A 22581-nucleotide genomic window follows, 5' to 3' on the forward strand; every position below is an offset into this window, starting at 1 on the left:
AGTGAATTTTCATGGTAAGACATAAAGGAACATTAACCGGCAAACAAAAAGCGGCCATTCTTTTAATCTCTCTGGGTCCGGATGTATCAGCACAGGTTTATAAACATTTATCAGAAGAAGAAATAGAAAAGCTGAGCCTGGAAATATCATCTGTTAAAAAGGTGGACTCCGGTATGAAAGAAGAAGTACTGGAACAATTTCACCAAACTGCTCTGGCTCAGGATTATATATCCCAGGGGGGCATCGGTTATGCAAAGACCGTTTTGGAAAAAGCGTTTGGAAGGCATGAAGCGTCCGAGATCATCAACAGGCTTACTTCATCTTTGCAGGTAAGACCATTTGATTTCGCCAGGAAGGCAGATCCGCAACAGTTGCTGAATTTCATACAAAATGAGCATCCCCAGACTATAGCGCTTATTTTATCCTATTTGGACCCGGAACAGTCAGGGCAGATTTTATCTTCTTTGCCGCAGGAAATGCAGGCGGATATTGCCAGGCGAATTGCAACAATGGATTCCACCTCTCCGGAAATAATCAATCAGGTGGAACAGGTGCTGGAGAAAAATATATCTTCCGCTCTTATGGATGATTATACACAGACAGGTGGAATTCAGGCAGTTGTTGAAGTGCTGAATGGGGTGGACAGAAGTACGGAAAGAACCATCCTGGATGCTTTGGAAGTTCAGGATCCGGAACTTGCTGAAGAAATTAAAAAGCGAATGTTTGTATTTGAGGATATTGTTATTTTGGACAACCGGGCTATACAGCGGGTTATCCGTGAAGTGGATAATGAAGATTTGCGTTTGGCCCTCAAAGTTGCAAGTGATGAAGTAAAAGAAATTATATTTAAAAATATGTCCCAGCGTATGGCCGAAACCTTCCGGGATGAAATGGAATACATGGGGCCGGTCAGATTGAAAGACGTAGAGGAAGCTCAAACAAGAATCGTAGCTGCAATAAGACGTCTGGAGGATGTTGGTGAAATTGTTATAGCACGTGGTGGGGGGGACGACATCATTGTATAAACCCCAATCAAATGAAAAGAAAACAATTGGAATCAAACAAGTAAACATTATAAAAAAAAGCAAGTCGGCTCAAAGAGATGAGATTGCAGCAGAAAAGGATCGGGCATGGCAAGAGCTTGGTCAGGCGAAAGATGAATTGGAGCAAGTCAAAAAGGAGCAGGAGACTTTACTTTTAAATACAAAGAGAGCAATTGAGCAGGAAAAAGAAAACTGGAAAGAAGAGAAAAAGAACTTGAGGAAAGCTGCCAGACAAGAAGGGTATCAAACAGGATATATACAAGGCAAAGAAGAAAGTCTGCGTGAGTTTTCCAGTTTAATAGATCAGGCTAACAGTTTAACAGATGCCGCATTGCAGGATTATGAAAAAACCATTGAAAAAAGCGAAGAAAAGATACTGGATTTGGCCATACATACAGCAGGAAGAATTATGACACTTAAGCTGGAAGAGGACCCATCTGCTTTTCTTCCTATAGTAAAAGCAGCAGTGAAAGAATTAAAAGATCAAACAATCATAACGATTCACGTTCACCCGGATTATTACCTTACAGTTATGGAGCAGAAGGATGAATTGGTCCGTTTGCTGGAAGATGATATGAAATTATCCCTATATGCAAATGAAAACCTGGATGAAACCGGATGTATGATTCACCACCCATTTGGTCAAATCGATGCCGGTGTGGACACCCAGCTTGAACAGATCAGAAAAGCACTTTCTGAAATAGCGATGGAGAACAGATCATGAAACTGGAGCGATATTATAAAGCAATCGAAAAAACAGATACATATAAACGTTATGGTAAGGTTCTTCGTGTTATCGGCCTGATGATTGAATCCCAGGGACCTGATGCAAATATCGGCGAGGTGTGTCTGATCCATTCATCCTCACGCCTCCATGAACCCATACTTTCTGAAGTTGTAGGATTTAATCATGAGAAAATTATTCTTATGCCTTATTCGGAAGTAACGGAGATAGGCCCTGGCTGTCTTGTGGAGGCAACGGGAAAAGCGTTGCATATCAAACTGGGTCGGGGATTAATAGGAAAAGTGGTGGATTCCTTAGGGAAAAGCCTGGATGATACGGAATTGCCAAAGGGATTATCAGATTATTTAACGGAAAACGCCCCTCCCAACCCTATGTTGCGCCCTCCCATACGTGAACCGATTCAGGTCGGTGTGAAAGTAATCGACTCCCTGCTTACCGTAGGAAAAGGGCAGCGTATCGGTCTGTTTGCGGGAAGCGGAGTGGGAAAAAGTACATTGCTTGGAATGATTGCAAGAAACAGCAGTGCGGATATAAATGTTATTGCTCTTATTGGGGAGAGGGGAAGAGAGGTCAGGGAATTTCTTGACGCGGAACTCGGACCTGCCGGATTAAGCAAGTCCATCGTGGTAGTGGCCACTTCCGATCAGCCGCCTTTAATGCGTATTAAAGGAGCATACACTGCCACCGCAATCAGCGAATACTTTCGTGACCGGGGATATCAGGTGAACCTGATGATGGATTCCGTTACAAGGGTAGCTATCGCACAGCGGGAAATCGGCCTGGCAACCGGCGAGCCTCCAACAACAAAAGGCTTTACACCTTCTGTCTTTTCCATGCTGCCAAAACTGCTTGAACGAGCAGGTACCAATGAAAATGGATCGATTACTGCATTTTATACGGTGCTGGTAGATGGGGATGATATGAATGAACCTATCGCTGATACAGTAAGGGGAATTTTGGATGGGCATTTTATAATGGACAGAAAGCTGGCGGAACGGGGGCAATATCCGGCGATTAATGTGTTAAAGTCGATCAGCCGAGTAATGAACCAAATCGCAGATGAAGAACATAAACAAATTGCACAGGAAATCAGGTCGTTGATTTCCACCTACGAAGAGAACAATGAGTTAATTCAAATTGGCGCATATAAAAGAGGTACAAACCCCGAAATCGACAAGGCTATATCCTACTACCACAAGATACAGACATTTTTAAAGCAGGATATAGCGGAATACAGATCGAGAGATGAGTCAATTAACATGATGAAATCATTGCTGAATGGAGGTTAAGCCGTTGGCTGAAACAAAAAGCTTCGTGAAAATACTTCATGTCAGGGAGCAGGAGAAAAAGAATGCCCAAATGGCCTATCAGCAGTCCACCGATTTTTTTGAACAAACAGCAACCAGGTTTTACCATTTATTAAAAAAGAAAGAAGACGCGGAAGCTTCATATGATGAGTTGATACAGCACGCAACCACATTGGACAGAGTAAAGGAACAGGCAAAGTACATAGAAAAGCTTAATAATGAGATTATCCGCCTTCAGCAAGAGGTCCAGCAAGCAAGAAGCGAAATGGAATTAAACCAGTCCAGGCTGACGGATGCTCATGTTGAAGTGAAGAAGTTTCAACATATTATCGACTCCAGAAAGAAGAAAAAATTGGAAAAAGAAATGCAACTGGAACAAAGTCAAATGGATGATATCTCATTAAAGCAATATATAAGTTATAAAAACAGGTGACAGATATGGCCGAGAAAATGAAAAACAGAAAGAAAAAAATGAACCCTGTCCTGTGGCTGCTCTTTGCTGTCATTATCCCCGCAATAGTAGTCATAGGCATATTGCTGGTTATTTTGAATGTTGCCGGCGTAAATGTTTCCGGTTGGGCAAAAGGCCAAGCAGGAAATATCCCTGTCTTATCGACTCTCGTAGGGGGAAACGAAGAATCGGCATATGACGAAGAAAGCGGATATCTTGAGGAAAGGATTGCAGAGAAGGATGCAGAGATCGAGAGTTTGAATAAGGAAATACGAGAGCTGGAAACAACCATTGAAAGATTGAATCAGGATATTGTGAAGCTGGAAAACAGAAATGAAGAAACTGCTGTGGAGGCCATCGAATTGGAAGAAGAAAATGATACAGCCTTATCGATATCCGGTTCATTTAAAGATATGGATAGTGAGCAGGCAGCGCTCATTCTGCAGAACATGGAAAGTGATACTGCTTTGTATATTTTAGAAGCGGTATCCAATAAAGTGCGGGGAGAAATTTTGGAGGCTATGGATCCGGAAACAGCTGCAGATTTAACCCAACTATTGATAGAAAGATGAGTTTCTGAAAGACCTGCGGTAGTATGTCAAGAGAAAAATGTTAAATTATTTAATTGTCAAGGTTCAATTTGCTTAAAAAAGGCATCAAGAAACTAGACCAGTAAAATAATGTAAATTACTGGAAATAACACAAAGGATATTAGAAGCAATTTAGCTTCATATATTCACGCTCCTTTTCGGCGTGTAGATTTGGTGATTACGTAGTAGCGCATCCACCAAACGCACTAATTTTCTTGCGGTTAGAACGAGGGCTCTTTTGTGTTGATGTTTCGGTACTTCTCGATACTTCTTTTCATAATACACTTGGTATTCAGGAATCTCTCTTCTTACCCGGTTGGCGGCTTCAACTAAGTAATATCGGAGATACTGATTACCATTACGTGATAGCGAAGTATCATCAGCCGTAAAGCGCCCTGATTGGTGTTTACGCCAATAAAGGCCCGCATACTTTGCGATTTTTGTTTCACCTTCAAAACGGTCTATCTGCCCAATCTCAGCGATAATGCCTGCTGTAAATACTGGACCTATACCAGGTACCGTTTGAAGTGTTTGAGGTAATCCAGCCATAATTCGCTTGATCGCTTTATCAATCTCTTTTACTTGCTTTTGAAGAGTCCTTATGACCTCAATAGTAGTGCCAAGAATGATGTCTATAGAGTCCTCTACAACCTTATCTAGGCGATAGGAAGAACGAACAGCTTTATGGATTGATTTAGCTACACACTCTGGATCATCAAAGCGGTTCCTGCCTTTCTCTTGAAGAAATGCTGCTAAATCTTCTATTGGCATTTGCGCCAGTTCATCAAGGCTGTATTTCTCATAAAACAGATCCATCATGGCATTGCCGAAGACAGAAGACTCCACTTCCTCTGTGAAGGTGTTGCATTTAAAACTTAAGTGCTGAAGAAAGTGTTGTTTTTCTTTAGTTACTTGACGGATGAGTTGGTAACGAGAGCGAGTAAGTTGTTGAAGCGCAACATACTGCTGCTCTTTAACAACAGACATTGGCAAACGCCCAAAGCGTAAATAATCGGCAATGACAAACGCATCAATTTCATCCGTTTTGTCCATATCACTGTAACTCTTTTTAAAGTTCGCAATCTGTTTGGGATTCATAACGAATACTTCTGTACCAAGTGCCTTAAGCGTTTCATCATTATGTAAAAACATGGATGGATGAAAGCTATAAACTGAAGTAGATTCAAGACCAATTTTAATCAAATGGCTTTTTTGGCTTTGTATATACTCTAAAATAGAATCACGTAAAACAGTGGCACCAGGCAAATCATTGGATACTGTGAAGGAACGAAGTTTCTCTCCTTCACCATTTAGAAAACAAACCTTAATATCAAAAGAACTAACATCTAGACCAACAAATAATTTCATGGGGGGAATTCCTCCTTTCGATTTAGAATCATTGGTACTTATTTCTTGGACGCCCTGAGATATCCCTAGTGTGAACGTCGATCAACAACCTCGTGTATAAGTACTATCCCTGATTCGAAAGCCGCCCTAGAGCTACTACCATCCAGGTTCGATAATCAGGGTGCACAGCCTGCGAGTAGGAAGGTCCGCACGTACACTGGGAAACAGTCTTTCTAATGTGGTCGAGCCACAAGGGGGAAAAGAATTGTCCCAAATGATCCTAAGACCATTATCTAGAAATATCTCAGGACATCCAAGAGATTTGACTATATTTTTATAAAAGTAAGAATATTATAGGCTCAAAATTATGGGCCTAAATATACTATACGAGGGGGTGAAAGAATGAATGCAGTGGCTATGTTTCTTCAGCAATTGCACTTTCCGGAAAAACATGTACCAAAAGAAAAAACGCCGGAAGAGTCACAAAAGCATGCTTTGTTTCATTCATTACTTTCCGGCAGCCTGACACCTGACATGTTAAATGACGAACAAGCGGAGAATAACAAAGAAAATACAGAATCTGTCCTTCCGTTGTTATATCCCGCTAAAATAATGGTTAACAAAATGTCTGGTGACGATGAATTAAATTCGGATATAATTCAGCTGGCCGAGCCGGATGAAGAGCAGGATGCATCAATCAAAAAGTCAACGCAAAAGGACATGGAGGATACGGATTCAAGGATAGCTAATCAAACACTTATGAATATTTACCGGGAGGTCCACCATGTATTAACTCAACTGAAGACAGAGCCGGCAAACAGGCAAAAAGCCGCACCTGCATTATTACAACTATTGCAGGATTGGGTGAAAGCAGCCGGCAGTCACATGGAAACAAGAGGGATGGGACAAACATTGGATTCCATGAAACAGGGTGAAGCAAAGGAACAAATGATATGGAAGGATTTATTGCATGCATATGAAAAGCGGCATCAATTGGCTTCCAACCAACAGTACAGTGCAAATGCCCACGTTACAACAACGGATATTGCAAGGTGGCTGGAAAGAGCAATGGAAAAAATACCATTACAAGATCAGCTTACTGTTCAACGTACTGATTCACCTGTAACAATGCCAATTTCAAGAATGGAACAGGTTGTAATCCAATTAAATCAGGGGCAGCATCTAAACGCACAAGGCAAGCAGCTTATTGATCAGCTTCAAAGCATGATGAAATCAGGCCATTTCTTCACATTTCCAAACAAGGGGAATCAGATCACCCTTTCCCTGAGACCGGAAAATCTTGGTGACATGATGATTCGATTCACACAGGTAAATGGGGAAATGACAGTGAAAATAATGGTCACCACCCAGTCAGCAAAGGAAATGTTGGAAACGAATATGCATCAGCTTAGAAATATGTTTTCTCCGCAACAGGTAGTTGTGGAAAAACAGGATACTTTTATACAGCAAAGCCAGGAAACGGAAAAAAATATGAAAGACGATCAGCAGGATGAGAAGCAACAGGAGTTCAACGATTCCTCTGAAGAGGAAAGAGGAGAATCCGAGGATGATTTTGACACCCGGCTTCAGACACTGTTGATTGATGAGGAAGTGTAGGTGAAGTGAATGACAAAGATAGACCCATCTTTATATTTACAGAATCAGCAAAGTGATAGAACACCAAGTCCGGAACTGGGAAAAGATGAGTTTCTCCAAATTCTTATGGTTCAATTACAAAACCAGGACCCGACAAATCCAATGGAAGACAGAGAGTTTATTTCGCAAATGACACAATTCTCATCACTGGAGCAAATGATGAACATGACAAACTCCATTGATACACTGGTGCAAAGTCAAATGATCTCTCCAGTTATTCAATATAGTCATATGATAGGAAAAGAAGTCTCCTATCAGGGCTACGATGAGGAAAAGAATACGGAAACTGGACTGGAAACAAGTAGGGTTATTTCGGTTAGTCAAAATGATGGCTGGGCGATTTTTGAATTGGAAAACGGTGAAGAAATCTATGCAGAGGCTGTGCTGCAGGTGAATGAAGGCAGTGCAGGGGAGGAAAGCAATCAGGATTAAAATGACTAGGGAAGTGAATTGCTTTGGACCATCGTATTCATCAAGTGCCGCATCAGCAGGCTTTTAACGTTCCTGCTGTAAAGAAGCCTGAAAAGGGTAAATCAACAAGTTTTAAAGATATTCTAAAAAAAGAGCACCAGGAACTAAAAATCAGTAAACATGCCGAGGCGCGGCTTAATGAGAGAAATATATTAATTAATGAAACACAATGGAAAATAATTGAACAGAAAGTGCAAGAAGCAAAGCAAAAAGGGGTGACCGATTCTCTGGTTGTAATGGATGAAGCAGCATTACTTGTCAGCACGAAAAACAATACAGTAATAACAGCACTGGATAGAGATGAAGCAAGAAGCAGGATCTTTACAAATATAAATGGGACAATTTTAATGAATGAATAGGCTGGACCCTACAGGGAGGCCGAATGAGCTGTTGAATGAAGGATACAGCTAACAAATAAAAAGGGGAATGATCATATGTTACGTTCAATGTATGCGGGGATTTCAGGCATGAAAGGTTTTCAGACGAAACTTGATGTAATTGGAAATAATATTTCAAACGTGAACACCTCTGGCTTTAAAAAAGGGCGGGTAACCTTCCAGGATATGATGAGTCAGACAACAAATGGAGCCCAGGGGCCAACGGAAAATCGGGGGGGCACAAACCCTGCACAAGTAGGACTGGGCTCACAACTGGGAACGATTGACAACATTCATACACAAGGCTTTCGGCAGACAACCAATAATCCTTTGGATCTCGCGTTGGAAGGTGATGGGATGTTTGTGCTGCAGGATGGCGAAACGACTTATTATACACGTGCAGGTAATTTTTATTTGGATGATGATGGCGACATTGTAAACCCTGACGGTTATTATCTGATAGGAATGGGTGGCGATGAAATAAATATTCCGGATGATGCAAGAAGCTTCAATATTCAGGATAACGGCCTTGTTAACTATGTTGATGCTGGAGGACATACTCAAGTTGCCGGACAAATCACACTTGCCAATTTCTCAAACCCCTCAGGTCTGGAAAAAGCAGGAAGTAATTTATTTCTTGACTCAGCAAATGCCGGCTTGAATGGATTGGTTGAGCCAACAGAAGAGGGGACAGGCTCAATCATTAGCGGGTCACTTGAAATGTCCAATGTTGATTTATCTGAAGAATTTACAGAGATGATTACAGCACAACGCGGTTTTCAGGCGAACACAAGAATTATCACAACCTCTGATGAAATACTGCAGGAACTTGTAAATTTAAAACGGTAAATGAAGGAGGGATGGAGGTGCTGTCAGTCAGCGCCTCCACCAGTACATAATGATTCAATTGACCAGGTTAAATGGAGAACCATTTCAGTTAAATGCTTTACTGATAGAACAAATTCAGTCTCTGCCCGATACAACTATTACACTTACGAACAGTAAAAAACTGGTTGTTAAAGAAACAGAGACAGAAGTGGTCCGATGCATTACAGCCTATTATCAGAAAATTGGCTTGCAGGGACAATTCCGGAAAGCGGGGAAATCAAATGAGTAAATTGGCAAAAACGTTTCTTACTTCATTTTTTATCATATTACTTGGCGGAACCGCTGCATTGGTAATCCTACTGTATGGGGAGGAAGAAGCAACCACTGGCCAAAACATAGATGATATAGTAGAAAACTCTTATGAAACACCGGAAGTGACGACAGATCTATCCGATGGCAGCTATGTCAGAATCCAATTTCAATTAATTACAGATGGAAAAAAGGCCAAAGAAGAAATAAGCAAACGTGATTTTCAGTTAAAGAACATTTTGATTAAAGAGCTGGCTGTTATGGATGAGGAAAATTTCAAGACAGGACTTTCCGATTTGGAAGAGGTAATAAAATTGGAGTTAAATGAATTAATGACAGATGGAAAAATTACAGATGTGTATACAACTAATAAATTATTGCAGTAATAAAATACCTGTGCGCGCCTGATGGAGGTGAGTCTGAATGGTGGACGAGGTGCTTTCCCAAAGTGAAATTGATGCTTTATTGTCTGCAATCAATTCAGGGGAAATGGATGCAGAAGAAATAAAAAAGGAAGAGGAAGAACTGAAGGTTCGGGTGTATGATTTCAAGCGTGCCTTACGGTTCTCAAAGGACCAGATCCGAAGTATATCAAGAATACATGAAAATTATGCCAGGCTGTTAACTACTTTTTTCTCTGCTCAGCTTCGCACTTATGTAAATATTTCCGTTGCTTCCGTGGATCAGGTCCCGTATGAAGAGTTTATTCGTTCCATACCCAAAATGACGGTTTTAAATATATATAGTGTGGAACCGTTGGACGGAAGATTAATTATGGAGGTAAACCCAAATATTGCTTATGCGATGCTCGATCGTATTTTAGGCGGTAAGGGAGGAGATATCAGCAAGACTGAAAGTTTCACAGAGATAGAAACGATGCTCTTGTCCCAGCTTTTTGAAAAAGCTGTCACAAACCTTAGGGAAGCATGGTCATCCATTGTTGATATTGATCCTGTTCTCGACAATTTTGAAGTGAACCCGCAGTTTCTGCAAATGGTATCTCCAAATGATACGGTAATTGTTGTATCAATGAATACGACCATAGGAGAATCCAGTGGGCTCATCAATATCTGCATTCCCCACATAGTTCTGGAACCTATCATATCCAAATTATCTGTTCATTATTGGATGCAAACAGGAACAAAGGAAAGGGATCAGGAATCCTATGAAAAGCTTCGTACTAATTTAGAGCATGCGCAGGTACAGGGAAAAGCTATTCTGGGTGGAACAAATATAAACATCAATGAATTCCTGCAATTGCAGGAAAATGATGTCATCGCTCTGGATCAATCTATTAATCAGGCTTTAACCCTGGAAATAAATAATGAACCAAAATTTTATGTGCAGCCCGGAAAATTTAAAAATAAATTATCTGTACAAGTGCTGGAGGAAATAAAAGAGGTGAATAAAGATGATGAATGACGGCATGCTTTCTCAGGAGGAAATTGACGCACTGCTTAAGGTTAGTCCGGATGACGAAAGTACGGGAGAAAGCGATCGGACGGAAGAGGTATATTTAACTTCTATGGAGGAGGATACATTAGGTGAGATAGGCAATATTTCATTTGGAAGTTCGGCAACAACGCTTTCCACTTTATTAAAGCAGAAAGTGGAAATTACGACCCCATCCGTATCGATCATTCAAAAAAAGGAATTAGAAACATTTACCTTTCAGCCTGTAAGTGTTTATGTGAATTATATTGAAGGGTTCAGCGGAAGAAATGTATTTGTTCTTAAAGCTACGGATGCTGCCATTATAGCTGATATTATGCTTGGCGGGGACGGAGAAAACCCGGAGCAGAAATTGAGTGACATACATATCAGTGCAGTTGAGGAAGTAATGAATCAGATGATGGGTTCTGCGGCAACAAGTATGTCCTCCATATTTAATAAAAAAGTGGATATATCACCTCCAACGATTAAAATGACAGAGTCAGACGCAGATTCAGAGATCACCATTAATAATGAGGAAGCATTTGTGGAGGTTTCCTTTCAATTAAAAGTTGGAGATTTAATTGATTCCAGTATTATGCAGATTATGCCAATTAATTTTGCGAAAGATCTCGTAAATCAGTTGCTGAATGAACCATCAGAATATGACAATGGAACAAGTGAAGCGGCGGTTACGCTTGAGAAACCGGATATAATAGAGAATCAATTGACGGAGGAAACAAAGGAGGTAGAAAGGAAGGAATCACCCTCCCAATTCCTCGGCGATCTCGTTAACCCGGAGCAAGTGAAGGTACAGGAAGCAGCCTTTTCCGATTTTGCTGAGACAGAAGTGCCACATACCGGAGAGAGGAACCTGGACCTGCTGCTGGATATTCCTTTAAAGGTAACGGTTGAACTAGGCCGTACAAAGCGAACGATAAGGGATATACTGGATCTTTCCGCGGGTTCTATTATTGAACTTGATAAACTGGCAGGTGAACCGGTCGACATTCTTGTAAACCAGAAATTAATCGCCAGAGGAGAAGTCGTGGTTATTGATGAGAACTTTGGTGTCAGAGTAACAGATATTGTAAGTCAATCTGATAGATTAAATAAACTTAAATAGTAGAAGTGGGGGATAAACAATGGCAAAACAAATTCTTGTTGTAGATGACGCAGCATTTATGCGGATGATGATTAAGGATATTTTAACGAAGAATGGATTTGAAGTAGTTGGAGAAGCGCAGGATGGGATACAGGCGGTGGAAAAATATAAGGAACTATCACCAGATCTTGTAACAATGGATATTACGATGCCGGAGATGGATGGAATTACTGCACTGAAAAAAATAAAAGAAGAAAATAACGACGCGAAGGTAATTATGTGTTCAGCAATGGGACAGCAGGCAATGGTTATTGATGCCATACAAGCAGGTGCACAGGATTTCATCGTCAAACCGTTTCAGGAAGACCGGGTAATTGAAGCCATTCAAAAAGTGCTTGGCTAGGGAACGGGTGTTTAAGTTGAAAAAAAAGATAATCACCATGATCAGTGTATTATTTGTTGTTTTTCCATTTATAGCGGCTGTTGAAGTGCTGGCTCAATCACCACCGACCGTAAATGATTGTCTGGAGAAGGTTGAGGATTGTGAAGAAGAAGCACCACCGTTAACAGAAGATGCAGATGAAACAGAAACGATCGCTTCATTTAATGATTCAAACTCATTGTTGTTTGACCTGATCAAAATGTTTTTCGCTTTATTATTAGTTCTTGGACTTATTTATATTATGTTGAAGCTGTTAAATAAGCGAAATAAAATGTTTAATCAGATTAAGCACCTGGAGAATCTGGGTGGGATCTCGGTCGGTCAGAATAAGTCCATTCAAATTATCCGCATCGGAGACAGGTTCTATGTAGTTGGTGTAGGTGAGAATGTGGAAATGCTTCATGAAATAACAGATGAAAAGATGATAGAGCAGCTATTGGAACAAGGGGAAGAAGATCCATTGTCCATCGAGACGTTAATTCCGTCTTTTTTAAAGCAGAAAAGTAAACTTCAATCATCCGACCAGGGCAGCAGGGATTTTAAAAATTTGTTTACCAATGAACTGGATAAACTGAAAAAGAATCGGGCTGATTTGATCAATCATAATAAACGGAAGGAAGACGAGCAATGAATGAATTTATAAATATGTTTTCCGGCTCGGATCCTTCCAATGTTTCGACTTCTGTCCAATTGATTTTATTATTAACGGTTTTGGCGCTGGCTCCCAGTATTTTAATTTTGATGACAAGCTTTACAAGAATCATTGTTGTACTGTCTTTTGTAAGAACATCACTGGCAACTCAGCAAATGCCGCCAAATCAAGTATTGATTGGGTTGGCCCTGTTTTTGACTTTCTTTATTATGGCGCCCATTTTTTCCGACGTTTACGATCATGCTCTGCAGCCGCTATTTGATGAAGAAATAACACTTGATGAAGCATATGACAGGGCGAGTGAACCAATGAAAGAGTTTATGGCTTCCCATACAAGGCAAAAAGACCTGGAATTGTTTATGAGTTACAGTCAGATTGATGGAGTAAGCAGTGTACAGGAGATTCCGTTAACCACGCTTGTGCCGGCATTTGCCATCAGTGAATTGAAGACAGCATTTCAAATGGGTTTTATGATATTTGTACCTTTCTTAATCATCGATATGGCAGTGGCAAGTGTGCTCATGTCCATGGGAATGATGATGCTCCCGCCGGTAATGATTTCACTGCCTTTTAAAATTTTGCTGTTTGTTCTCGTTGATGGCTGGTATTTAATCACCCATTCCTTATTGGATGGGTTCTAGCGTAAATAATAAAGGTGTTTCTGGATAGTTTTTTACGCGTACGGTGTGGACTTCATTTGCCATATAAACATAAGAGAATCACCATTACACTGGATTGTCTCTTTGCCGGGTAGGCTGGTGAAACCTCTTCAGGTGGGCTGTGCTGCAGGTATATCGCTGCAGCACTTGTGACAAGCAGGGCTTTTCACCGATGCCTATAATTCCCGCGATCTGTGTGTATCCGGGCTATTGGAAAAATAATATCTTTATTAGAAATCAGCTAACAAAAAGTAGGTGTCGCCTTTGAATAGTCAATTTGTATTGTCCCTGGCTGAAAGTGGCGTGTTTACCATTCTCCTGGTCGTTGGTCCATTGCTCATATTGGCACTTGCGGTAGGATTATTGGTCAGTATTTTTCAGGCAACAACCCAAATACAGGAACAGACCCTTGCCTTTATCCCGAAAATTGTTGCCGTTCTGTTGGGATTGGTAGTTTTTGGACCTTGGATGCTGTCCCATATCACTGAATTTACGGCCAACATTTTTCAAAATTTAAACCGGTTTACAGGGTGAAAGCATGCTCGAATTGATAGATATTAATAGTTTACCGGTATTTCTGCTTATTTTCGTTAGGGTAATTGCTTTTTTTGTAACGCTTCCTTTATTTTCTTATCGGACAATCCCTGTCCCATTTAAAGTCGGATTCAGTTTCTTTTTGGCCTGGATGATGTTTTACACAGTGGATATTGCTGCAATTACAATTGACGGCACATATTTTCTTCTCCTGTTAAAGGAAGCGGCAGTTGGTCTTTTAATAGGTCTCATTGCTTTCATCATTCTATCTGCTGTACAAATAGCAGGAGGTTTTGTTGATTTTCAGATGGGCTTTGCCATTGCCAATGTAGTTGATCCGCAAACTGGAGCACAAACTCCATTAACGGGACAGTATTTTTATATTTTTGCTTTGCTTTTTTTGTTATCTGTTAATGGGCATCATTTATTGATAGATGGTATCTTTAACAGCTATAATTTTATTCCGATCGATGCTTTTATTCCTTTTCATAACGGCTCCATTGCCGATTTTGTGATTGAAACATTCCACTACATGTTTTTGATTGCTTTTCAAATGGCAATCCCGATCGTGGGATGCCTGTTCCTGGTGGATGTTGCGATGGGGATGATTGCCAGAACAGTCCCGCAACTGAATGTATTTGTGGTGGGTCTTCCATTAAAAATTTTAGTAAGTTTTATTGTTATTTTGTTCTTTTTAAGTTTATACATCGCACTGATTAAATCAATGTTTGAAACAATGTTTCAGGCAATGCGGGGTTTAATGCAGCTGTTCGGAGGTGCTTAGTATGCCTTTGAAAATGGATCTGCAATTTTTTGCAGGGGAAAAAACGGAAAAAGCAACCCCGAAGAAGCGGCAGGATGAGCGCAGAAAAGGGAAGGTTGCCAAGAGTCAGGATGTCAATACTGCCATTCTATTATTATTTGCGTTTATCATTTTAATAGTGTACGGGCCCTTTATGAAGGATATCATGACAACCTTGTACACCTTCACTTTCACAGAAATTATTCATTGGGAAGTTACGGAGCACACGGTACAGCAAGTGTTTACGGGGGCGACGATTGAAGCGGCGAAAATGCTTGCTCCCATTATGCTCGTAGCTGTCATTGCCGGATTCAGCTCGAATCTCCTGCAAATAGGATTTCTGTTTACAACAGAACCCTTAAAGTTTGACCTGAAAAAGATTGATCCTATTAAAGGAGCAAAACGAATATTTTCCATACGTGCATTGGTAGAGTTATTAAAGTCGCTGTTTAAAATTGTTTTTATTGGAGCAGTTACCTTTATCGTCATTTGGATTTACAAAGATGAAATGATGATGCTTTCTTTTAAAACAGCGGAAAGCGCACTCGCTTTCTTTGGCAGAGTGACTGCCATCATGGGAATTACAGCGACATTTGCATTGCTGTTTTTGTCGGTGTTCGATTATGCGTACCAGCGATATGACTTTGAAAAAAATATGCGGATGTCCAAACAGGATATTAAGGATGAATATAAAAATATGGAGGGCGATCCTTTAGTTAAATCCAAATTAAAGGAACAACGAAGGCAAATGGCGTCCAGACGAATGATGAGTGAGGTACCACAGGCCGATGTGGTTATCACGAATCCTACGCATTATGCGGTTGCCATAAAATACGATGAGGAAATGATGAGTGCACCATGTGTTGTTGCAAAAGGAATGGATGAAATAGCATTAAAAATTAAAGCAACAGCGAAGGCAAATGACGTGGCAATGGTAGAAAACAGGTCTTTGGCAAGGTCTTTATATGCTTCTATTGAAGTAGGAGAAGAAATCCCCGAAGATTTTTTTCAGGCAGTTGCAGAAGTTTTGGCTTATGTATATAAATTGGAAAATAAAGTTTGAGCAGTAAGGAGAGACATCCATGAGGGCCCGTGATCTTTCTGTCCTTTTAGGCGTTATTTTAATTATTATTATGCTGATCATCCCATTACCGGGATGGCTGTTAAGTATACTGATTCTATCAAATATCACACTTGCATTAGTTGTTATTCTTGTTTCCATGAATACACAGGAGGCATTGCAGTTTTCGGTTTTCCCTACATTGCTGTTATTGCTGACCTTATTTCGGCTTGGACTAAATGTTTCCACCACCAGGTCGATTCTTTCAGAAGCAGATGCAGGCGGGGTAGTGGATACTTTTGGTTCCTTTGTTATTGGGGATAACCCTTTCGTAGGTTTCGTTGTATTTGTCATTCTGGTCATTATTCAATTTATCGTGATTACTAAAGGAGCTGAAAGGGTTTCGGAGGTTTCTGCAAGGTTTACATTGGATGCGATGCCCGGAAAACAAATGAGCATTGATGCCGATTTGAATGCCGGTTTAATTTCGGAAAAGGAAGCAAAGGAACGCAGGGAAAAAATAGAAGATGAAGCCGATTTTCATGGCTCAATGGATGGTGCAAGTAAATTTGTAAAAGGGGACGCTATTGCAGGGATCATCATTGTCCTGATTAATATTATATTCGGTTTGGTTATTGGAATGGTTCAGATGGACTTGTCTTTTCAGGAGGCAATTAATACATATATGCGGCTTACGGTTGGTGATGGATTAGTAAGTCAGATCCCAGCACTGCTAATAGCAACTGCAACCGGAATTGTAGTAACAAGAACTGCAACTAACGGAAATCTTGGAACAGAAGTAAGTAGTCAGCTTCTTCAGTACCCAAAACTGTTATTCATTGCAGCCGGAACAATATTCTTCATTGGATTAACGCCAATAAACTTTTTTCTTACTACCGTTTTGTCCGGTTTATTGGCATTAAGTGGCTATTACCTGTTAAAACAAACGGAGAAAGAGGATTACATACCGGAAGAAGAGGAAGATCAGGCGGAAAGTGCTTCGATGAAAGAAACCGATAATGTGATTAATTTACTGAATGTCGACCCTATAGAGTTTGAATTTGGCTATGCTCTGATACCGATTGCAGATACGAATCAGGGAGGGGATCTGCTTGACCGGATTATTATGATTCGAAGACAATTGGCCATTGAGCTTGGCATGGTTATTCCAGTCGTGCGTATTCGTGACAATATCCAATTGGAACCCAATGAATATCGTTTAAAAATAAAAGGGAATGAAGTTGCCACAGGTGAATTATTATTGGATCATTATTTGGCCATGGCCCCTGAGATGGAAAATGATGAAATAGAAGGAATAGATACGAAGGAACCTGCATTTGGCTTACCGGCGAAGTGGATAAATGAAGGTATGAAAGATGAGGCTGAGTTACTGGGCTATACCGTAGTAGATCCCCCGTCAGTTGTTTCCACTCATTTGACAGAAGTAATTAAACAGCATGCCCACACGTTGCTTGGCAGACAGGAAACAAAGCAGTTGATTGATCATATAAAGGAAAGTTATCCAATACTTATTGAAGAAGTTACACCGGAGCCGCTTGCTGTAGGGGATATTCAAAAGGTGCTGGCCAAACTGCTGAAAGAGAATGTGTCCATCAGAAACCTGCCTGTTATTTTTGAGACATTGGCAGATTTTGCCAAACTGACCAATGATACGGATTTATTGGCAGAGTATGTACGGCAGTCCTTATCCTCGCAAATAACCAAGCAATATGTGCAGGATGACATGTCCTTAAAAGTTATAACAATAAGCGGCAAGGTGGAAAAGATGATAGCAGAAAATATCCAGCAGACTGAGCATGGTAATTACTTGTCCATGGATCCGGATGATCAGCAGCAAATAATTAATACGATCCGTGAAGAAGCGGAAAAAGTATCGATAACGCAGGATACGGTTGTAGTGTTATGCTCCCCTGCTGTCAGAATGTACTTAAAACAATTAATTGAACGTTTTATGCCGCAGGTAGTAGTGTTGTCCTATAATGAATTGGAACCAAATGTTCAGGTACAAAGCATAGGGATGGTGAATGTAGCGTGAAGGTAAAAAAATATGAAGCACCGACAATGCCTGAAGCGATGAAGCAGGTCAGAAACGAGTTTGGATCCGAGGCCGTCATACTTCACTCCCGGAAGGTAAATCATCGTGGGTTTATGGGAATAAAAAAGAAAAGCCATGTAGAAGTAGTAGCTGCGCTTGATCCTTATCCGGTCAAACAGAACAAGAAACAATCAGAAAGAAGCATTGCTCCTGTTATGGAAACAGGAAAATCTTCAAGGCCGACTGACCAGGTTTTAAGTGAGCTTCATGTGTTAAAACAGATGATACATCAGTCGACAACAAATAAAAACAACTACCCGGCGGAATATCAGTTCATGTATATGCACCTGCTGGACCAGGAAATTGAAGAAACAATTGCCGGCTCGATACTGGATCAGGTAGCAGCCCATCATAAGGTGGAAAATATTTCTCCTTCCCGGGAAAAAGTCGAACAGGATGTAAAACGGGAAATCATGCACCAACTAAAAGGTTTACCCTTTCAGGCCATTTCCGCTGACAGTAAAATCGCTCATTTTGTCGGACCTACCGGCGTCGGAAAAACAACGACGATAGCAAAAATAGCGGCGAACGCTGTTTTAACTGAAGAGAAAAAAGTAGCTTTTATTACGACAGACACGTATAGAATTGCTGCAATTGAACAGTTGAAGACTTATGCAAAGATATTACAGGTTCCAGTTGAAGTTGCTTATACAAAAGAAGACTATGTTAATGCAGTGGAAAAGTTTAAGAATTATGATCGTATTCTCGTGGATACGGCGGGAAGAAATTTCCGGGAAGAATCATTTGTCCATGAACTAAAGGAAAGTTTCGGTTCAGATGATCCTATTGATATGTATCTTGTTTTATCCTTAACAGCAAAATCAAAGGATATATTGGATATTTATGATCAATTCGTTCACTTACCCATTAAACAGCTTATTTTTACTAAAATTGATGAAACAAGACAGTACGGGAGCATGCTTAATATGGCGCTGAAAAAAAGGATGGGTACAGCATATATAACAAATGGGCAGGATGTACCCGATGATTTAATGGAGGCAACTCCTGAATTAATTGCAAACTATTGTATTGGCGGAAACCCTTATGCATGATCAGGCAGAAAATCTCCGCCGGCGTCTGCAGGTGAAAAATGAACCGAGACAGGCAACAACAATGTCTGTAATCAGCGGTAAAGGGGGCGTAGGCAAATCAAATGTAGCACTTAACTTCTGTTTGCAGCTGATAAAACACGAAAAGAAAGCTTTACTGTTTGATTTGGACATTGGAATGGGAAATGTGGATATTCTACTGGGGTTGTCTCCGAATAAAACAATAATTGATATGTTTGATGGACGGCTATCCATCCATGAGATTATTGAACAGGGGCCTGGAGGACTATCTTATATTGCCGGTGGATCGGGGCTGAACAGCTTATTTAAAGCAGACAGCAATATGATGGATTATTTTTTTGCACAATATGAGCAGTTAGTCTGCATGTATGATTATATCATCTTTGATATGGGGGCAGGTGTAACGGAGGAGCATATCCGCTTTGTTTTGGCTTCAGATGAATGTATGGTTGTTACTACTCCGGAACCTACTTCTATTACTGACGCTTATGGCATGATTAAACATATTGTGTCATGCCGTCCTTCCATGCCGATTCACGTAGTGATGAACCGTTCACAGACAGAGAAATCCGGTTATGAAGCATTACTGCGATTCAAAAAGGTAGTTTTGCAATTTTTAAATACAGATGTTCATCCTTTGGGGATATTACCGGAAGATAGAAATGTACCAAAGGCTGTGATGAACCAAATGCCATTTCTCCTATATGATGATGCATCGCCGGTTTCAAAAGCAATAAAAAATCTAACCAACGGGTATATATCCAATTCTCAGGACTTTATAGTAGAAAAAATAACTTTTATCCAAAGGTTAAAGCGATTGCTGGTTAAAAGCTAAGATTTCCTTTAAAAAAGCAGATGACTTTTATGCAATCAAACAGTAGATGATATACATAAACCGGAACAAAATTGGAATGTGACAGTATCAAAGGAACAAAAGCAATGAGGAAGAATGGAAGGGAATTACAAGCAATGAAAGGATTGCATCATAGTCATCGAATTGATGAAACAATGATAGTTATCGGTACCTCTACCGGGGGCCCCAGCGCCTTGGAGGAGACTTTTGCCCGAATGCCTGATGAATTGCCCGGCTCTGTTTTAGTTGTTCAGCATATGCCGGCAGGTTTTACGAAATCACTGGCAGAACGGCTTGACAAGCTGGTGCCTTTTACGGTCAAAGAGCCAGCGCACCTGGAAACAGTCCATCGTAATACTGTATATATTGCCCCTGGCGGCTATCATATGCGTGTAAGGAAAAGAAACGAAAAGTCTGTCATTGAACTGACAAAGGATTCTCCTTTGCGGGGCCATCGTCCATCTGTGGATGTTCTGCTTCACTCCATAGCTGAAATAAAAGATACCAATAAAATTGCCGTAATATTAACCGGGATGGGAAGGGATGGTGCCGCTGGAATAGTGAAGTTAAAAACCGTAGACCCACATGCTATAGTGATTGCTGAAGCACAGGAAACTGCAACTATTTATGGCATGCCCAGGGCGGCTGTTCATACAAATTGTGTGGATTACGAGCTTCCATTACCGCGGATCGGTAAAGTAATTACTAATATTTTACGTAAAAAAGGAGGGAAATAGCATGGAAACAACAGATTATTTAGCTGTTTTTATCGATGAGAGCAATGAACATATAAAGGTTTTATATGACAAACTGATGGAACTGGAGGAGTACTCCGGTGATGTGGAAATTATTGACGAAATCTTTCGTTCCGCGCATACATTAAAAGGCATGTCTGCAACTATGGGATTTCAGGATTTGGCTAATCTAACACATAAAATGGAAAATATCTTTGATGGTATAAAATCTGAGAAAATCAAAGTCAGTACAGACCTTTTGGATATTCTGTTTACTGCTGTTGATCAATTGAACGACATGATAGCGGATATTTCATCCGGTGGGGACGGAGAGATGAATATACAGGAGATTACCGCTGTATTGGAAGCAATAGAAAATGGAGAAAAAATCCAGACTGCTAATGAAGAAGAACAAGAAAATACGGAGAGCAAATTGTCTTCCATGCCGGAACTGGATGAATTTGAACTTTCGGTCCTTACCGAGGCAGTAGAACAGGGATATACGAGTTTTGAAATAACCATTACCCTGGAGCAGGACTGTCTACTTAAAGGGGCACGTGTCTTTATGGTATTTGAGTCGTTGGAAAAACTCGGAGAGGTAATAAAAGCAATGCCATCGGTAAATGACCTGGAAGAGGAAAATTTTGATCACACTTTTTCACTTGTGTTTGTTTCCCGGTCAAAGAAAGAAGAAGTTAAGGCAAATATCGAAAAGATATCCGAGATAGAATCAGTCACTGTCCATTCCTTTTCGGTAGACCAGTATAAAAACAAAAAGGAAAAAGAAAAACCGAAAGCCAAGCAAGGAAAATCCGGAACTTCCGCTGAGGGAGCTGTAAAAGTAAATGCCGGAAAAACGATACGGGTAAATATTGATAAGCTTGATGTTTTAATGAATTTGTTTGAAGAGCTTGTGATTGATAAAGGTCGACTTGAACAAATTTCCAATGAACTCAACCATAAGCAGCTTACAGAGACAGTGGAACATATGTCAAGGGTTTCAGGTGACCTGCAGGATACTATACTGACCATGAGAATGGTCCCCATAGATCATGTATTTAATCGGTTTCCCAGAATGATCCGACAGTTGGCAAAAGATTTACAAAAAAAAGTAGTAATTGATATAAAAGGAGCAGAAACCGAAGTAGATCGAACCGTGATTGATGAAATAGGTGATCCGCTTGTTCATTTAATCAGAAATGCGATCGACCATGGTATTGAACAGCCTGAAGAAAGAGCGGCAAAAGGAAAAACTGAACAAGGTACTATTAAATTGGAAGCCTATCATAGTGGTAACCACGTCTTTATTCAAATAGCAGATGACGGTGCTGGAATAGACAGGGAAAAAGTATTGAAAAAAGCAATAGCAAACGGTGTCATAAATGAAGAGCAGACACTATCATTAGATGACAGCCAGGTGTTTGATTTAATAATGGAAAGCGGGTTTTCCACCGCGGAAGCTGTTTCGGACATTTCCGGAAGGGGAGTGGGACTCGATGTAGTGAGAACAACGATAGAATCTTTGGGAGGAAGTATTACCGTAAATGCACAAGCAGATAAAGGTTCCGTTTTTTCCATCCAGCTGCCATTAACTTTAACAATTGTTACCGTATTGCTTATTGGACTGCAAAAAGAAAAATATGCTATTCCGCTTTCATCCATAATCGAAACAGCGATTATTTCAAAGGATGAAATAAAATCCCTCCATACGAAAAAGGTAATTAATTTTCGGGGAAATATTATTCCTCTATTATTCTTAAAAGATATCTTTTCTGTACCTGAAAGGGAAAAGGTGAGCAGCGAGTACATTTCGGTCGTAATTGTAAAGAAAGAAGGTAAAATGGCCGGTTTAGTTGTGGATTCCTTAATCGGTCAGCAGGAAATCGTGCTTAAATCGCTTGGCAGCTACTTAAAGCATACATTCGCAATATCAGGAGCGACCATTCTGGGAGATGGAGAAGTTGCATTAATTATTGACAGTAATGCGTTGATTAAGTAG

Annotated in this window: 25 protein-coding genes; 24 read left to right on the top strand and 1 reads right to left on the bottom strand. The window is 40.4% G+C overall.

Features of this window, described 5'->3' with window-relative positions; translation table 11 throughout:
• The first annotated feature begins 11 nt into the window (after positions 1-11).
• Genes fliG through ACZ42C_RS03100 form a run of 5 tightly spaced genes read left to right on the top strand, consistent with a single transcriptional unit; the run spans position 12 to position 4118 of the window.
• Positions 12-1025 (top strand): flagellar motor switch protein FliG, encoded by a 1014-nt coding sequence (gene fliG, locus ACZ42C_RS03080; protein WP_461181089.1) that lies wholly within the window; start codon positions 12-14, stop codon positions 1023-1025.
• Positions 1018-1767 carry a flagellar assembly protein FliH gene (gene fliH / locus ACZ42C_RS03085; RefSeq protein ID WP_461181090.1) on the top strand — a complete coding sequence of 250 codons (750 nt, stop codon included), beginning with the start codon at positions 1018-1020 and terminating at the stop codon, positions 1765-1767. The genes fliG and fliH overlap by 8 nt, the downstream gene beginning before the upstream one ends.
• Positions 1764-3077, top strand: a complete 1314-nt coding sequence (gene fliI, locus ACZ42C_RS03090; protein ID WP_461181091.1) for a flagellar protein export ATPase FliI — start codon at positions 1764-1766, stop codon at positions 3075-3077. Before fliH ends, fliI begins: the two co-directional genes overlap by 4 nt.
• 4 nt (positions 3078-3081) lie before the next feature.
• Positions 3082-3528 (top strand): flagellar export protein FliJ, encoded by a 447-nt coding sequence (gene fliJ, locus ACZ42C_RS03095; RefSeq protein ID WP_461181092.1) that lies wholly within the window; start codon positions 3082-3084, stop codon positions 3526-3528.
• A gap of 5 nt (positions 3529-3533) precedes the next feature.
• Positions 3534-4118: a MotE family protein gene (locus tag ACZ42C_RS03100; protein ID WP_461181093.1), complete on the top strand. Its 585-nt coding sequence runs from the start codon at positions 3534-3536 to the stop codon at positions 4116-4118.
• A gap of 156 nt (positions 4119-4274) precedes the next feature.
• On the opposite strand, the gene ACZ42C_RS03105 is transcribed toward ACZ42C_RS03100, so the two are convergent.
• Positions 4275-5504 carry an IS110 family RNA-guided transposase gene (locus ACZ42C_RS03105; protein ID WP_464891252.1) on the bottom strand — a complete coding sequence of 410 codons (1230 nt, stop codon included), beginning with the start codon at positions 5502-5504 and terminating at the stop codon, positions 4275-4277.
• A gap of 381 nt (positions 5505-5885) precedes the next feature.
• On the opposite strand from ACZ42C_RS03105, the gene ACZ42C_RS03110 reads away from it, so the two are divergent.
• The 19 genes from ACZ42C_RS03110 (at position 5886) to ACZ42C_RS03200 (ending at position 22581) form a co-directional block, all read left to right on the top strand.
• On the top strand, positions 5886-7100 hold the full coding sequence (locus ACZ42C_RS03110; protein ID WP_461181268.1) for a flagellar hook-length control protein FliK: 1215 nt from the start codon (positions 5886-5888) through the stop codon (positions 7098-7100).
• A gap of 9 nt (positions 7101-7109) precedes the next feature.
• A complete protein-coding gene (flgD, locus tag ACZ42C_RS03115) occupies positions 7110-7571 on the top strand; it encodes a flagellar hook assembly protein FlgD (RefSeq protein ID WP_461181269.1) in 462 nt (153 codons plus the stop codon).
• A 23-nt stretch (positions 7572-7594) separates the two neighbouring features.
• Positions 7595-7969 (top strand): TIGR02530 family flagellar biosynthesis protein, encoded by a 375-nt coding sequence (locus ACZ42C_RS03120; protein ID WP_461181270.1) that lies wholly within the window; start codon positions 7595-7597, stop codon positions 7967-7969.
• 75 nt (positions 7970-8044) lie between these two features.
• Positions 8045-8836: a flagellar basal body rod protein FlgG gene (flgG, locus tag ACZ42C_RS03125; protein ID WP_461181271.1), complete on the top strand. Its 792-nt coding sequence runs from the start codon at positions 8045-8047 to the stop codon at positions 8834-8836.
• A gap of 49 nt (positions 8837-8885) precedes the next feature.
• Positions 8886-9104: a flagellar FlbD family protein gene (locus ACZ42C_RS03130; protein WP_461181272.1), complete on the top strand. Its 219-nt coding sequence runs from the start codon at positions 8886-8888 to the stop codon at positions 9102-9104.
• A complete protein-coding gene (gene fliL, locus ACZ42C_RS03135; RefSeq protein WP_461181273.1) occupies positions 9097-9510 on the top strand; it encodes a flagellar basal body-associated protein FliL in 414 nt (137 codons plus the stop codon). The genes ACZ42C_RS03130 and fliL overlap by 8 nt, the downstream gene beginning before the upstream one ends.
• A gap of 37 nt (positions 9511-9547) precedes the next feature.
• Entirely contained in the window at positions 9548-10546 is a 999-nt protein-coding gene (gene fliM / locus ACZ42C_RS03140; RefSeq protein ID WP_461181274.1) for a flagellar motor switch protein FliM, read from the top strand.
• Positions 10536-11681 (top strand): flagellar motor switch phosphatase FliY, encoded by a 1146-nt coding sequence (gene fliY, locus ACZ42C_RS03145; protein WP_461181275.1) that lies wholly within the window; start codon positions 10536-10538, stop codon positions 11679-11681. Before fliM ends, fliY begins: the two co-directional genes overlap by 11 nt.
• 19 nt (positions 11682-11700) lie before the next feature.
• Positions 11701-12063, top strand: coding sequence for a response regulator (locus ACZ42C_RS03150; protein WP_461181276.1), 363 nt, complete (start codon positions 11701-11703; stop codon positions 12061-12063).
• 16 nt (positions 12064-12079) lie between these two features.
• Positions 12080-12733, top strand: coding sequence for a flagellar biosynthetic protein FliO (gene fliO / locus ACZ42C_RS03155; protein ID WP_461181277.1), 654 nt, complete (start codon positions 12080-12082; stop codon positions 12731-12733).
• Positions 12730-13395 (top strand): flagellar type III secretion system pore protein FliP, encoded by a 666-nt coding sequence (fliP, locus tag ACZ42C_RS03160; RefSeq protein ID WP_461181278.1) that lies wholly within the window; start codon positions 12730-12732, stop codon positions 13393-13395. Before fliO ends, fliP begins: the two co-directional genes overlap by 4 nt.
• Before the next feature lie 282 nt (positions 13396-13677).
• A complete protein-coding gene (fliQ, locus tag ACZ42C_RS03165) occupies positions 13678-13947 on the top strand; it encodes a flagellar biosynthesis protein FliQ (protein WP_461181279.1) in 270 nt (89 codons plus the stop codon).
• Between the two features lie 4 nt (positions 13948-13951).
• Positions 13952-14731, top strand: a complete 780-nt coding sequence (fliR, locus tag ACZ42C_RS03170; RefSeq protein ID WP_461181280.1) for a flagellar biosynthetic protein FliR — start codon at positions 13952-13954, stop codon at positions 14729-14731.
• 1 nt (position 14732) lies between these two features.
• Positions 14733-15812 (top strand): flagellar biosynthesis protein FlhB, encoded by a 1080-nt coding sequence (flhB, locus tag ACZ42C_RS03175; protein WP_461181281.1) that lies wholly within the window; start codon positions 14733-14735, stop codon positions 15810-15812.
• 19 nt (positions 15813-15831) lie between these two features.
• A complete protein-coding gene (flhA, locus tag ACZ42C_RS03180) occupies positions 15832-17865 on the top strand; it encodes a flagellar biosynthesis protein FlhA (protein ID WP_461181282.1) in 2034 nt (677 codons plus the stop codon).
• Entirely contained in the window at positions 17862-18977 is a 1116-nt protein-coding gene (gene flhF / locus ACZ42C_RS03185; RefSeq protein ID WP_461181283.1) for a flagellar biosynthesis protein FlhF, read from the top strand. The genes flhA and flhF overlap by 4 nt, the downstream gene beginning before the upstream one ends.
• Positions 18970-19830 carry a MinD/ParA family protein gene (locus ACZ42C_RS03190; RefSeq protein ID WP_461181284.1) on the top strand — a complete coding sequence of 287 codons (861 nt, stop codon included), beginning with the start codon at positions 18970-18972 and terminating at the stop codon, positions 19828-19830. Before flhF ends, ACZ42C_RS03190 begins: the two co-directional genes overlap by 8 nt.
• A gap of 104 nt (positions 19831-19934) precedes the next feature.
• Positions 19935-20585, top strand: coding sequence for a CheB methylesterase domain-containing protein (locus ACZ42C_RS03195; protein ID WP_461181285.1), 651 nt, complete (start codon positions 19935-19937; stop codon positions 20583-20585).
• Position 20586: 1 nt separating this feature from the next.
• Positions 20587-22581 carry a chemotaxis protein CheW gene (locus ACZ42C_RS03200; protein WP_461181286.1) on the top strand — a complete coding sequence of 665 codons (1995 nt, stop codon included), beginning with the start codon at positions 20587-20589 and terminating at the stop codon, positions 22579-22581.

Source organism: Virgibacillus kimchii (assembly GCF_055379185.1).